Raw genomic sequence first — 12624 nt, forward strand, 5'->3', positions numbered from 1 at the left:
ATCGGCTCTGCCCATTTGTAACTATTCACAAATCTTATATCAGTTTTTAACGTTTACACAAAACTTGAAACGGTCTCAAAAATTATGAACTTTTTTATATTAAAAAATATTGATGAATACAAAGTTACGTATCAATTAACAGCGGCAGGATATATTGCATTGATAGCCGTGTTTATCGTGCTTTTTTCAATTGGGTGTATGATAGCTGAAAAGGATAAAAAGATTGGAGTCAGGCAGATTGCTTTTTCCGCCATGGCAGTTGCACTTGCGGTTGTAACATCTATGATTAAAATTGTTAAACTTCCTATGGGAGGTTCAGTTACGCTATTCAGCATGTTTTTTATAACACTTATAGGATATTGGTTTGGCGTGAAGACAGGGATTCTTATGGCAGTAGGATATGGCATTTTACAGATGCTTATTGACCCATATATAATTAATGTTTATCAGATGTTCCTTGATTATATATTTGCGTTTGGTGCGTTAGGATTATCTGGAGTATTCTCAAAGGTAAAAAATGGACTTGTGAAAGGCTATCTGTTAGGAGTGATAGTAAGATTTATATTTTCATTTTTATCAGGATGGATATTTTTTGCTGTATATACGCCTGAATTTTTTAATAGTGCATTTTTATACTCTGTTGCCTATAATGGGGCTTATATAGGTCTTGAGGCGGCACTTACGGTGGCTTTGATTTCATGTCCGCCAGTTAAAAAGGCATTAGTATATGTAAAAAATATGCTTGTATAAATCAAAATTTATTAAAAAAATAAATTGTCAAACTGGCATTATCAAATTGTTTTAAAATGGCAATATACACATGTCACATATTCTGTTATTCTCAATAAAAGTTTATTTAAAGACAAGGAGAGAATTATGGAATTACAACAGACAGAAGTGAAAAATGGAAAAGAAGGATTGCATATTAATGTTGTTCAGATGTGTGTTACGGCTGTATTAATGGCATTGACTTGTGTTGCAACAATGGTGGTTCAGATTCCAATACCACTTGGATATGCACATCTTGGTGACAGTGTTATTTTAATCAGTGCTTATTTTTTCGGACCGGTTGTCGGAGCATTAGCTGGGGGAATCGGTTCAGCTATGGCGGATATTTTGACAGGCTATGCAATATGGGCGTTACCTACACTTTTAATTAAGACTATTATGCCCGTTATTGCATGTGCATTTTTCAAAAATAATGTACAGAGGTGCAAGGTATTTTCTATAAGAGGAATTGCAGGTGCTGTTGTTACACTATTATTTATGACTGCAGGATATGTTTTCTTTGGCGGAATTTTATATGGAAGTGCTGCGGCAGGAATTGCATCGGCACCTGGGCTGCTCCTTAAATCAGTTGTGAATCTTGCAGTATATCTTTTTGTTGCATTTGGAATTTCCAAAGTTAAAAAATTTAATTAAATAATAAATAATATTATTAATATAAAATAGCTTGCATACTCATAATATATATGATATAAATATACTATGAGTATGCATATTTATTATTAGGAAAGGAAAAAGCATCGATGTAAATGGTTTTTATTGAAAGATAAACAAAAAGAAACAAATTCTTATAACAACATTAAAGTTGTTAGTCATGACGCTTTGCCAAATTATGAAATGGCATTGCAGTCTCTTAGAGATAACTCATCTAGCAGATTAATGTATGGGTATCTTATGTCTGATTAATTCTTTTGTAATAATGGATATGGTTGTAAGACTTGATGACGGAAGTATTACTAATATTGAGATAAAAAAGGTTCCGTATGACTTTCCGGCGGCAAGAATTACATGTTATTCGGCTGACCTTGTTTTAAGACAGTTCAGAATGTTGCAGGATATGACAAAGAAAAATGAAAATGATGAGTATATGAAAAATTATCAAAAAAAAGGTCATATGCTAATATGAAGAAAGTACATACTATTATATTTTTTGAGAAAAGCAGTAAGTCACTTAAAAGCCACATAGACAAAAGGTTATATTTTCATGTTGGAAGGATAAAGTTTAACACGAATATCAAAATGAAGCAATAAGCATAAAAATATCCCCATACCAGACATGCATGGAATTGTCCGGTATGGGGATTGATTTAAGAAAAATTCTTAAACTGTATTAATCAGATAATGTTGATTACTGGAGAAGTGAAAGAACACCCTGGTTAGACTGATTAGCCTGTGCAAGCATAGACTGACCTGCCTGAGCAAGAATATTGTTCTTGCTGTAATTAACCATTTCCTGAGCCATATCTGTATCACGGATACGAGATTCAGCAGAGGTTGTATTCTCAACAACATTGTCTAAGTTAGCAATTGTATGCTCAAGTCTGTTCTGTGCGGCACCGAGTGTTGAACGCTGTGAAGATACCTTCTGAACAGCTTCTGCGATACGGTCGATAGCAGCAGTAGCATCATCTTCTGTATCTACTTTAAGACCATAAACACCAATTCCTTTTGCACTCATAGAGTCAATATTGACTACAATCTTATTGTCTTCGGCTGAGTCAGCACCAACATGAAGACTGAAAGAGATAGAACCATTAACTTCATAACCTTTTGTAAATTTTATAGCATCATCTTTGGCTATTTCCATATTGGTTGCAGGTGTTGCATTTTTACCAGCCTCTCCTGCACTACTTGTATAATAGTTTGTTGCAGCAGTACCATCTGCATTTTTTGAATCCTGAATATTCTGGGCAGATACCTCTTTACCATTTTTATCATATAATTTTGTTACATACGCATAATCTACACCTTTAACGGCAATATTAGCAGCAGTCTGTTCATTATTAGTCTGATCATATGCCTTTTTATAGATCTTTTTGCCATCTTTAATAGCTTTTGCTAATTCATCCGAATTAGCGATTTTTGTCGTTGAGCCTTCTACATATATTTCATTTGCACAATTATATTTTGATTCCATGAAATAAGCTGTATCTGTCTTTGTAGCATCACCCTTTAAAAGATATGTTTCATTGAACTTTGTTGTCTCAGAAACTCTGTCGATTTCAGATGTAAGCTGGTCGATTTCGTCCTGAATAGCCTTACGGTCTGTCTGTGAGTTAGTACCGTTAGAAGACTGAACTGCAAGTTCGTTCATTCTCTGAAGCATTGAGTGAACTTCTGTTAAAGCACCTTCAGCTGTCTGAACAGCAGAAACACCATCCTGAGCGTTAGAAGAAGCCTGTGTAAGACCCTTAATCTGCTTTCTCATCTTTTCTGAAATAGAAAGACCAGCTGCGTCATCTGCTGCACGGTTAATTTTATAACCAGAAGATAACTTCTCTGTTGACTTTGACTGTGCTGATGTTGTTACATTAAGCATTCTGTTAGCATTCATTGCTGATAAATTGTGTTGTACTACCATAGTGTGTACCTCCGTGTTTAATAAAATTTTATTTTCAGGGACTCCGTTCCCTGAATTTGAACCCTGCCACCTGTTACATAAGTGCTATGCAAAATGATGTGGCAGATATATAATAGACAGTGTTACCATGCCAACACTGAATATTATCTGTTGCGGTTGTCTTTATCCTCTTTGATAAGACGGCGGATTTTTGTGAGTGTTTCCGGCGAGAGATTTGACTCAGCGTAGTAGGGCGATATGAAACGTGAATTTTCGCCATCGTTTGCGGCACTGTTTTTTGCCAATACTTTGCTTCGTACAATATTAAGTTCCCGTGGAGCATCTATGAGTAGATGTATGTTTCCGTTGGAACCGCCGGAATATACGACACGGATGTCTTTTCCAATGTCGATAAACTCACCCGGTTTGATTGTGAGCTTTAACAAATTAACCTCCTTGTCTATGCAACAAACTGTTTTAAAATGTTGCATCCCTGATTCAAGGGAGGTAAACATATGAGTACATCACAACCAATAAGAGACACGCAGGATTTAACAGCACTTAGGGAGTTTTATCTGAAAGATGAGCCAAACATGAGAAATTATGTTTTGATTTGTCTTGGGGTTAATTCGGCACTAAGGATAAGTGATTTATTGGAATTGAAGTGGAAGGATGTATACAATTTCAAAGATGAAAATTTCAAGAAACATCTTATTACTTATGAGAAAAAGACAGGCAAGGAAACATGGATTGCGATAAATGAAAATGCAAGAAATGGTTTGCAGGAATACATGAAGTTTCTGAAAAAGATTTCTGGTGAGGATTATATTTTTGAAGGAAAAAATAATGGTGGGCATCTGAGCCGTTCCCAGGCATTTCGGATTATCAAGCATGCAGCGGAAGAACTTAATCTGGAAAATGGAATAAGCTGCCATTCTATGAGAAAAACATTTGGTTATTATGCGTGGAAATGCGGAACGCCGCCGGCAGTTCTTATGGATATATACAATCATTCATCATATGAGATAACGAAGCGTTATCTGGGAATAAAGCAGGATGATAAGGATTCAGTGTTTCTTAATGTGAATTTATAATATTTATTAAAAGAAAATAATAAATTAAATTAATATTTACACTAAAGTATTTAAAATGTTGGACGATATATGTTATGTAATCAAATAAGGGATGCAACAATTTAAAACAAATTGTTGCATCCTTTTTAGTATGTGAAAATTTGAAAACATTATACTTGTATTAGACAAGCACAGGTGGTAAAATAAACAATAGTGCTTATCTAAAGATAAGGTGGATTTGGTGTGAAAATCACATAAAAAGATAAGCTTTGAATCAAAATTAAAAGTTTTAAGGAGATAATTTATATGTCAGGACATTCAAAATTTGCGAATATTGCACATAAGAAGGCTGCTAATGATGCAGCAAAGGGAAAGATTTTTACAAGACTTGGTAAAGAAATCATGGTTGCTGTAAAAGAAGGCGGCCCTGATGTGAATAACAACAGTAAATTAAGACAGGTTGTTGCAAAGGCAAAAGCTTCAAACATGCCTAATGATACAATCGACAGAGCTATCAAAAAAGCTGCCAGCAGCGATATGACAGATTATGAATCAGTTACATATGAAGGATATGGTCCAAATGGTACAGCTATCATCGTTGAAGCACTTACAGATAACCGTAACCGTGCAGCTTCAAATATCCGTAATGCATTTACAAAGGGCGGCGGTAATGTCGGTACACCAGGCTGCGTATCATTCATGTTCGATAAGAAAGGACAGATGATTGTGGCAAAAGAAGAGTGTGACAAGGATGCTGATGAGCTTATGATGATGGCACTTGATGCAGGTGCAGAAGATTTCAACGAGGAAGATGACTGCTATGAAATCACAACAGCACCGGATGATTTTGATGCTGTAAATGAAGCACTTACAAATGACGGAATTACATTTGCCTCAGCAGAAGTTACAATGATTCCTCAGACATATGTAGAGCTTACATCAGAAGATGATTTGAAAAAAATGCGTCGTATTCTTGCACTTCTCGATGAAGAAGATGATGTACAGAATGTATATCATAATTGGGATGAGCCAGATTCAGATGAAGAATAAAAAATATAATAATAGTGATTTTTTTGCTGTGTACTAAGGAGTTGGTACACAGCTTTTTTAAATGCAGTGCACAGCTGATATATGATTTCATAAAAACTGAAAAATACCGAAAAAGCACAAAATACTATTTATTAAAAATAAAAATAACTATAGGAAGTTTATAAATGTAAAATTTCATACCTTTCGTTGCAAATCAGATACCGTTCGTTACAAGCCTATTGAAATGTTTTTTTTAATGAGTTAAAATTCTTATATGGTGCAGAAATACAGAAAGGAGGACAATGCGATGACAGGAAAAAACAGCAGCAGAAAAAGTGTTAAAGTTGTTAAAACTGTTTTAGAGGCAGTTTTAAAAATTGATGCCAACACAGCATCAAGCTGGATAGCATATCAGCCAGAGATGCCATCTGAAATTAAAAAATTTAAGAAGGTAAGATAATTATGCAAAAAATATTGGGAAAAATATCACAGTGGCTTGCGGATGAAAATGTCATAGAACAAAAAGATAAGGGATTATACGAGTATGCATTGAAATCTGTATTAATAACTATTTGTCCTATTGTTGCGGCTTTGGTAATAGGCAGTCTTATGGGCATGATAAAAGAAGCGGTACTTCTTATTATACCATTTATGATAATCCGCAGATTCAGCGGAGGTTATCATACAAAGAATATATGGACATGCCTGATTCTATCATGCGGACTTATAGCAGGATTTACATATTTGTCCCAATATATAGATAATAAGTGGATTATTTCATTTATCACAGCAGCAGCTTCAATTGAACTGATGGTTCTAGGTCCGGTTGATTCTGTAAATTACAGATTGACATATGATGAAAAACAGTATTTTAAGAAAATATTAATTGTGTTGATTTTCTTAGCTGACGTTGCCGCATTGGCAGTGTTTTCATCTGGTTTTTTCAGATATTCAGTCTGTGTTATGCTGGGAATAATTCTCACATCTGCACTTCATCTGCTTCGTGTGTTGCAGCAGTTTTTTGCAAAAACGGAACTTATGAACGGAGAGTCCAGATAAATGTTATAGTCCACAATTATCTTGAAACGTTTTTATGAGGTTGATTATATCAGGAGGGGATGAGAGGATTATAATTATAGAGCGGGTACAAATATATACATGTAAAATGCATTCTTTCATAGAAATTATGATTGAATGCATTTTTTTATAAAACACTTTTATTTTTATTAAATAAATGGTAATATATAATAAGTTAAATTTAGTGAAATAGAATAATGGCTGGTGGTGCATATGAAAATAGTTGAGATACAGGCTGGAGTGGCTATAGTTATGCAGATTAGCATGAATGGACAGACGATAGAACTTCCTACTGTAAGCGTCACAGTGCAGGATGGTGCTCTTGTGACAGAGGCGATAAGAGTTAATGGCAAACTTCTGGGACTGGATAATAGTGCAATTCATGTTAATCTGATGTGTATTAGAGAAAATAAAGCTCCTATTATATTCAAAAATGTGAAATGTACAATGATTACATATAATCAAAAATTGCATTATAAAGTTACAGCTTTTGCCGAGGGGTTTGAAAATAACAGAAGAGAAGCTTTCAGGCTGTATGTTGGCTGTGGTGGTATTGCACAGCTTGGTCTCAATAAGAGTGCTGCCAAAGTGCTTGTAAAAGATGTGAGTGAGACCGGTTTTTCATTCCTTTCAGAAAAAGAAATAGAGTCTATTCTTAATATGCCTGTAAGGCTTGTTTTTAATGACATGGAATATAATATCAGCCTTATGGGAATTATTGTAAGAAAAGTAAAAATAGATGAACAGAAGTATCTGTATGGATGCAGGCTCAGTGTTACAAATAATCAATTGTCAAGATATATCAATGATAAACAGCGTCAGAACATGGCTAATGGAAGACAAAGTATATCTGATAAAGAAAAGGGTAAGATAGTTGCGGCATTGTCGCAGGAAGAAGATGCACCGGCAGGAAATGTTAGAAGGAGCAATAATACTTTACTTTTAAAAGGGGAGAAGAAGCATAGAGTAACCCATTTTTCAGGTAAGCGTGAAATTGATAATGTTGACAGGGATGAAAGAAGAAAAGTATTTAAGAATATGTATTCAGGAAAGAGGGTATAGGTAAGATGGATTCAAAGCACTTAGATAGTATGGAAAAGATGAAAAAACGCAAAGAGGTTAAGTTTGAAAAAGCAAAAATATGCCCTTTTTGCGGTAACAATATGAAATATGTATACGGAGAAATGTATGAATGCCCTGGATGTGGCAGAAAAGAGCCTACAGATTTTGGAAAGGTAAGAGATTTTCTTGATACAAATGGTCCACAGCCTGCAATTGTCATAGCTGACGCAACAGGTGTAAGCCTTGATGTTATTGATGGATTTTTAAAACAGGGGCGAGTTGAGATACCTGATGGCTCAGACGTATATATTAAGTGCCAGAGATGTGGAACTGATATAAGATACGGTCGTTACTGCCCGGAATGTATGATGAAGATTGCAAAAAATATCGGACAGGCAATGTGGTCGCCTGATTTGGGAGAAAAACCTCATAATAAACCGGATATGGCAGGACGCATGCACAGTATTGGAAGAGAAGATGAGAAACATCGTCGGTTTGGAAGACAGGAAACTACGAGTAAGCTGGATGGTAATACAAAACTTCATATAAGAAAATAAAAAAGAAAATAAAAAAACGGATTTTGAGATGTGTGCTTAACACCGATACTCAAAATCCGTTTTTTATTTTAGATAGCTATAAATATATTTTATAAATCAAATCCGAAATATCTTACAGCATTGTTGTATGAAATACCTTCAACAATCTTCTTTAATGCTTTTTCATCGTTTGGATATTCGCCATTTTCAACCCATCCGCCGATTAATTCACACATGATTCTTCTGAAGTATTCATGTCTTGTATATGAAAGGAAGCTTCTTGAGTCTGTAAGCATACCGATGAAGTTGCCTAAAAGACTTAAATTAGCAAGACTTGTCATCTGGTTTGTCATACCAACTTTATGGTCATTGAACCACCATGCAGAACCCTGCTGAATCTTACCTACTGCCTTAGAATCCTGGAAACATCCAATAACAGTACCGATAGCTGCGTTTACTGAAGGGTTAAGAGAGTAGATGATTGTCTTTGGAAGTTCGTCTGTGCTGTTTAATGCATTTAAGAACTGAGCCATTTCAGCTGAGCAGTCATAAGTGTTGATGCAGTCATATCCTGTATCAGGACCGAGCTGGTTGTATCTTAATACGTTGTTATCACGGATTGTACCATAGTGAAGCTGCATTACCCAGTTAAGGCGGTTGTACTCCTTACCTACAGAAACCATGAATGCAGTCTTGAACTTGTTCATTTCTTCAACTGTAACCTGTTCGCCAGAAAGTCTCTTAGCGAAGATTGCTTCGATTTCAGCATCTGTATATGGCTTGTACATTACATACTCAAGAGCGTGGTCAGAAACTGAACATCCCATAGAAGCGAAGAATTCCATTCTGTTCTTTAAAGCATCAATTAATGTAGCGAATGACTTAACTTCAATTCCGCTTACATCTGATAATGTCTTTAAATAGTCGAGGTATTCAGGCTTTTCAAGGTTCATAGCCTTGTCAGGTCTCCATGCCGGAAGAACTTTAACATCAAAAGTTTTGTCTTCAGCAAGAACCTTATGCCATTCAAGTGAGTCAACAGGATCATCTGTTGTACAGATTAACTTAACATTTGACTGTTTGATTAAGTTTCTTACTGACATAGAATCTTCCTGAAGCTTAGCATTACAAAGATTCCATACTTCCTCAGCTGTATCACCGTTTAAGATACCTGTGTAACCGAAATATCTCTGTAATTCAAGGTGACTCCAATGGTAGAGAGGATTACCTATAGCCATTTCAAGAGTTTCAGCCCACTTCTGGAATTTTTCTCTGTCAGAAGCATCGCCTGTGATGTACTTTTCATCAACACCATTAGTTCTCATCTGACGCCATTTATAATGGTCGCCGCCGAGCCATACCTGTGTGATGTTTTCAAACTTTCTGTCTTCAGCGATTTCTTTAGGGTTGATGTGGCAGTGATAGTCAACGATTGGCATCTGGTCTGCGTAATCATGGAATAAATGCTGTGCAGTTGGTGTTGAGAGTAAAAAGTCTTTGTCCATAAATTGTTTCATGGTCTTTCCTCCTAAAATTAAAATTTTGTTGTTTGGCGTTTTATTAAATCAGCAGTGACAGTATTAATATTAGAAACACTGCCTCCACCTAAAACCTCCATAAGAAGGTCAACAGCATTGGAAGATAACTGTTCAACCTTACTGTCAATAGATGATAACTCCGGTTCGGTGCAATTTGCAAGTACCGAATTGTTATATCCGACAATTTCCAGCTCATCAGGTACTTTAATACCATGCTTATATGCAAATTTTACAGCACCGACGGCAAGTGAGTCATCGGATGTGAGTATTGCATCAAATGGTACATTTTTTTCATAAATAAAAGATAAATAATCATTTGATTTTGAAATGCTTTTTGTACATAGATGAAATCTGTCTTTATCAATATGTATGCCTGCTTCGTCCATTGCATCTTTAAATCCACGAAGCTTGTTCATTCCGCTGAAAGAGGTGCTTGTATAAAGGTATACAAAGTCACGGTGGCCGGCTTTAATCATGTCGGATGCAGCGTTGTATACAGCATCATGGTCATTGCACATTACACAGTAAATATTATCACCGGCAAGATAACCATTCACAAGAATAATCGGTATTTCAGAAGAAGCATCAACTATGTACGAGTTATCCGAGCCGGGACTGTTATTTACAAATTGTGAACCAATAAGAATAATTCCGTCAACGCGTTTGCTTAAAAGAAGTGACATATATTTTTTTTTGTTAATATAGTCATTGCCTGTACAGCAGAGCAGTGCATCATATCCAAAACTTCTTAACTTCTGCTCAACATAATAAACTGCATTGGCAAGATATGTATCAGAAGAATCAGTACACATTATTCCTATTGTTTTCATTGTGTTAAGACCAAGTCCCCTTGCAAATATATTAGGCGTATAATCAAGTTCTTTCATTGCAGAAATAACTTTGCTGCGTGTTTTTTCACTGACATTGTGATTGCCATTTAATACTCTTGAAACAGTGGCAATGGAAACGCCTGCTTTTTTTGATACGTCATAAATATTCATAGGGTTAATTTAGTCCTCCAAAATATAAAAATACGTAAATGTAAGCACTTACATATTGATAAAATCATTATACAATGGTATGATAATAAAAACAAGTGCATTGTTAAATTTTTAATTTTTATGTAAAAATATATTGACTTTGGTAGCCAATAAGGTTATTTTAAGGAATGTAAGCACTTACATAATGCACTTACAAACTTACAAGATGTCATATGTTTATTTTATGACATGGTACCGAAAGGTACTTATCTCAACTTGTTTTAAGTAAAAAAAGGGTATTGCCCTAAATAAAAAGGAGATTAATGATGCAAAGATTAAACAAGAGTATTACACATGCAGTTGACAGACCTGTAAAGGTTATGCAGTTTGGTGAAGGTAATTTCCTCAGAGCATTCGTTGATTACATTTTTGATGTCACTAACGAAAAGACAGATTTTAACGGTGGTGTTGTAATCGTTAAGCCTATCGAGTTCGGAACACTTGAAAGATTCCATGATCAGGAATGCCAGTACACACTTCAGTTAAGAGGTTTTGTTGATGGACAGCCTAAGGAAATCACACGTCAGATTACATCTGTTGTTGATGCTGTAGCAGCTATTGAAGATTATGATAAATATATTGAGTATGGCACAAGTGAGACTCTTAGATTTATCGTTTCTAATACAACAGAGGCTGGTATCGTTTATGATGAGACGGATAACGATCCTAATGCACGTCCTCCTAAGACATATCCAGGAAAGCTTACACAGCTCCTTTACAAGAGATATCAGAAGTTCAATGGTGCAGCTGATAAGGGACTTATTTTACTTCCATGTGAACTTATCGCTGATAATGGTATTGAATTAAAGAAGTGCATCATGAAGTTTATCGAACTTTGGGGTCTTGAAGATGGTTTCAAAGACTGGGTTAACAAATATTGTTCATTCTGCCCAACACTTGTTGATAGAATTGTTCCTGGTTACCCAAGAGAAGATGCAGCTAAGCTTTGCGAAGAATGGGGATATGAAGATCAGCTTATCGACAGAGCTGAAGTATTCGGTCTCTGGGTTGTAGAGAGTGATTCAAATCTTCCACTTGAACAGCTTGAAAAAGAGCTTCCATTTAAAGAAGCTGGTCTTAATGTAGTATTTACAAAGGATCATCATCCATATAAGGAAAGAAAGGTTAGAATCCTTAACGGTTCTCATACATCATTTGTATTGGCTTCATTCCTTGCCGGCAATGATAACGTAGAGAATTCTATGAAGGATCCTGTAATCAGAAAGTATATGGAAGAGACACTTTACAACGAAGTAATTCCTACACTTTCACTTTCAAAGGAAGATTGCGAAGAGTTCGCTAAGGCTGTTATTGACAGATTCCTTAACCCATTCGTAGATCATAGATTATTAAGCATTTCACTTAACTCAGTATCTAAGTGGGAAGCAAGATGTTTACCTTCATTCTTAGGTTATGTTAAGAAATTTAACAAGCTTCCTAAGTACCTTACATTCTCTATTGCAGCACTCATGAGCTTCTATACATCACAGACAGAAGCTGAGTTTAATGGCGGTATTGTATTAAAGGGTAACAGAAATGGTGAAGAGTACAATATCACTGATGATAAGGCAGTTCTTGATTTCTTCAGAGATAATTCAGGTAAGTCACCTAAGGAATTTACACATGCTTATTTAAGTAATACTAAGTTCTTTGGTGGTGAAGATCTTTCTAAGGTCCTTGATCTTGAAGAAGTTATTACTGAATATATCACAGATATCAGAGAAAGAGGCATGAGAGCAGTTGTTAACGATTTAGCTCTTGATGATTAATTAACAGCTCTTTTTGATGTTACAGAGCGGATGTTTTTATATTCATCCGCTCTTATTTAATATTAAAATAGTGGAGCAAAACAAGGAGGCAAATCCTCTCCTCACCAAGGGGTTCGGATTTTGCTTCGCAAAACAAGGAGGCCAAATCCTCTGC

The 12624-nt window shown here is 35.6% G+C and carries 14 protein-coding genes; 10 read left to right on the plus strand and 4 right to left on the minus strand.

Features of this window, described 5'->3' with window-relative positions; all coding sequences use genetic code 11:
• Window positions 1–84: 84 nt before the first annotated feature.
• The 3 genes from WMO38_RS11235 (at window position 85) to WMO38_RS11245 (ending at window position 1912) form a co-directional block, all read left to right on the plus strand.
• Window positions 85–750, plus strand: a complete 666-nt coding sequence (locus WMO38_RS11235; protein WP_349162753.1) for an energy-coupled thiamine transporter ThiT — start codon at window positions 85–87, stop codon at window positions 748–750.
• Between the two features lie 126 nt (window positions 751–876).
• Entirely contained in the window at window positions 877–1422 is a 546-nt protein-coding gene (locus WMO38_RS11240) for an ECF transporter S component (RefSeq protein WP_349162755.1), read from the plus strand.
• Window positions 1423–1669: 247 nt separating this feature from the next.
• Window positions 1670–1912: a hypothetical protein gene (locus tag WMO38_RS11245; RefSeq protein ID WP_349162757.1), complete on the plus strand. Its 243-nt coding sequence runs from the start codon at window positions 1670–1672 to the stop codon at window positions 1910–1912.
• A 222-nt stretch (window positions 1913–2134) separates the two neighbouring features.
• On the opposite strand, the gene WMO38_RS11250 is transcribed toward WMO38_RS11245, so the two are convergent.
• Both WMO38_RS11250 and WMO38_RS11255 read right to left on the minus strand, forming a co-directional pair.
• Entirely contained in the window at window positions 2135–3367 is a 1233-nt protein-coding gene (locus WMO38_RS11250; protein ID WP_349162759.1) for a flagellin N-terminal helical domain-containing protein, read from the minus strand.
• A 143-nt stretch (window positions 3368–3510) separates the two neighbouring features.
• Window positions 3511–3792, minus strand: a complete 282-nt coding sequence (locus tag WMO38_RS11255; RefSeq protein WP_021865794.1) for a carbon storage regulator — start codon at window positions 3790–3792, stop codon at window positions 3511–3513.
• 69 nt (window positions 3793–3861) lie between these two features.
• Between WMO38_RS11255 and WMO38_RS11260 the strand changes: the two genes are divergently transcribed.
• The 6 genes from WMO38_RS11260 to WMO38_RS11285 all read left to right on the plus strand — a co-directional run bounded on the left by WMO38_RS11260 (window position 3862) and on the right by WMO38_RS11285 (window position 8144).
• Window positions 3862–4440, plus strand: a complete 579-nt coding sequence (locus tag WMO38_RS11260) for a tyrosine-type recombinase/integrase (protein ID WP_349162761.1) — start codon at window positions 3862–3864, stop codon at window positions 4438–4440.
• A 285-nt stretch (window positions 4441–4725) separates the two neighbouring features.
• Window positions 4726–5469, plus strand: a complete 744-nt coding sequence (locus WMO38_RS11265) for a YebC/PmpR family DNA-binding transcriptional regulator (RefSeq protein ID WP_021865255.1) — start codon at window positions 4726–4728, stop codon at window positions 5467–5469.
• Between the two features lie 286 nt (window positions 5470–5755).
• On the plus strand, window positions 5756–5908 hold the full coding sequence (locus WMO38_RS11270) for a cyclic lactone autoinducer peptide (protein ID WP_186836124.1): 153 nt from the start codon (window positions 5756–5758) through the stop codon (window positions 5906–5908).
• Window positions 5909–5910: 2 nt separating this feature from the next.
• Window positions 5911–6507 carry an accessory gene regulator ArgB-like protein gene (locus WMO38_RS11275; protein ID WP_349162763.1) on the plus strand — a complete coding sequence of 199 codons (597 nt, stop codon included), beginning with the start codon at window positions 5911–5913 and terminating at the stop codon, window positions 6505–6507.
• Between the two features lie 231 nt (window positions 6508–6738).
• Entirely contained in the window at window positions 6739–7587 is an 849-nt protein-coding gene (locus WMO38_RS11280) for a PilZ domain-containing protein (protein WP_349162765.1), read from the plus strand.
• A gap of 5 nt (window positions 7588–7592) precedes the next feature.
• On the plus strand, window positions 7593–8144 hold the full coding sequence (locus WMO38_RS11285; RefSeq protein ID WP_021866428.1) for a hypothetical protein: 552 nt from the start codon (window positions 7593–7595) through the stop codon (window positions 8142–8144).
• An 89-nt stretch (window positions 8145–8233) separates the two neighbouring features.
• Here WMO38_RS11285 and uxaC read toward each other — a convergent pair whose 3' ends face one another.
• Together uxaC and WMO38_RS11295 are read right to left on the minus strand one after the other, a co-directional pair.
• Window positions 8234–9640 (minus strand): glucuronate isomerase, encoded by a 1407-nt coding sequence (gene uxaC, locus WMO38_RS11290; RefSeq protein WP_021866427.1) that lies wholly within the window; start codon window positions 9638–9640, stop codon window positions 8234–8236.
• Between the two features lie 17 nt (window positions 9641–9657).
• Window positions 9658–10662 carry a LacI family DNA-binding transcriptional regulator gene (locus tag WMO38_RS11295; RefSeq protein WP_349162767.1) on the minus strand — a complete coding sequence of 335 codons (1005 nt, stop codon included), beginning with the start codon at window positions 10660–10662 and terminating at the stop codon, window positions 9658–9660.
• Between the two features lie 305 nt (window positions 10663–10967).
• Here WMO38_RS11295 and WMO38_RS11300 point away from each other — a divergent pair, with 305 nt between their 5' ends.
• The gene (locus WMO38_RS11300) at window positions 10968–12470 is read left to right on the plus strand and encodes a tagaturonate reductase (protein ID WP_186836120.1); all 1503 of its coding nucleotides are present in this window, start codon (window positions 10968–10970) and stop codon (window positions 12468–12470) included.
• Window positions 12471–12624 lie beyond the last annotated feature (154 nt).

The organism is Lachnospira hominis (ex Hitch et al. 2025), assembly GCF_040096395.1.
GTDB classification, from domain to species: Bacteria; Bacillota; Clostridia; order Lachnospirales; family Lachnospiraceae; genus Lachnospira; species Lachnospira hominis.

What these genes read in the sequence shown, in the direction of transcription:
- WMO38_RS11280 (WP_349162765.1), top strand. Translation starts at nt 6,739, where the DNA reads ATGAAAATAGTTGAGATACAGGCTGGAGTGGCTATAGTTATGCAGATT.
- WMO38_RS11250 (WP_349162759.1), bottom strand. Translation starts at nt 3,367, where the DNA reads ATGGTAGTACAACACAATTTATCAGCAATGAATGCTAACAGAATGCTT.
- WMO38_RS11300 (WP_186836120.1), top strand. Translation starts at nt 10,968, where the DNA reads ATGCAAAGATTAAACAAGAGTATTACACATGCAGTTGACAGACCTGTA.
- WMO38_RS11265 (WP_021865255.1), top strand. Translation starts at nt 4,726, where the DNA reads ATGTCAGGACATTCAAAATTTGCGAATATTGCACATAAGAAGGCTGCT.
- WMO38_RS11235 (WP_349162753.1), top strand. Translation starts at nt 85, where the DNA reads ATGAACTTTTTTATATTAAAAAATATTGATGAATACAAAGTTACGTAT.
- WMO38_RS11275 (WP_349162763.1), top strand. Translation starts at nt 5,911, where the DNA reads ATGCAAAAAATATTGGGAAAAATATCACAGTGGCTTGCGGATGAAAAT.
- WMO38_RS11240 (WP_349162755.1), top strand. Translation starts at nt 877, where the DNA reads ATGGAATTACAACAGACAGAAGTGAAAAATGGAAAAGAAGGATTGCAT.
- WMO38_RS11270 (WP_186836124.1), top strand. Translation starts at nt 5,756, where the DNA reads ATGACAGGAAAAAACAGCAGCAGAAAAAGTGTTAAAGTTGTTAAAACT.
- WMO38_RS11285 (WP_021866428.1), top strand. Translation starts at nt 7,593, where the DNA reads ATGGATTCAAAGCACTTAGATAGTATGGAAAAGATGAAAAAACGCAAA.
- WMO38_RS11245 (WP_349162757.1), top strand. Translation starts at nt 1,670, where the DNA reads ATGGGTATCTTATGTCTGATTAATTCTTTTGTAATAATGGATATGGTT.
- WMO38_RS11260 (WP_349162761.1), top strand. Translation starts at nt 3,862, where the DNA reads ATGAGTACATCACAACCAATAAGAGACACGCAGGATTTAACAGCACTT.
- WMO38_RS11295 (WP_349162767.1), bottom strand. Translation starts at nt 10,662, where the DNA reads ATGAATATTTATGACGTATCAAAAAAAGCAGGCGTTTCCATTGCCACT.
- uxaC (WP_021866427.1), bottom strand. Translation starts at nt 9,640, where the DNA reads ATGAAACAATTTATGGACAAAGACTTTTTACTCTCAACACCAACTGCA.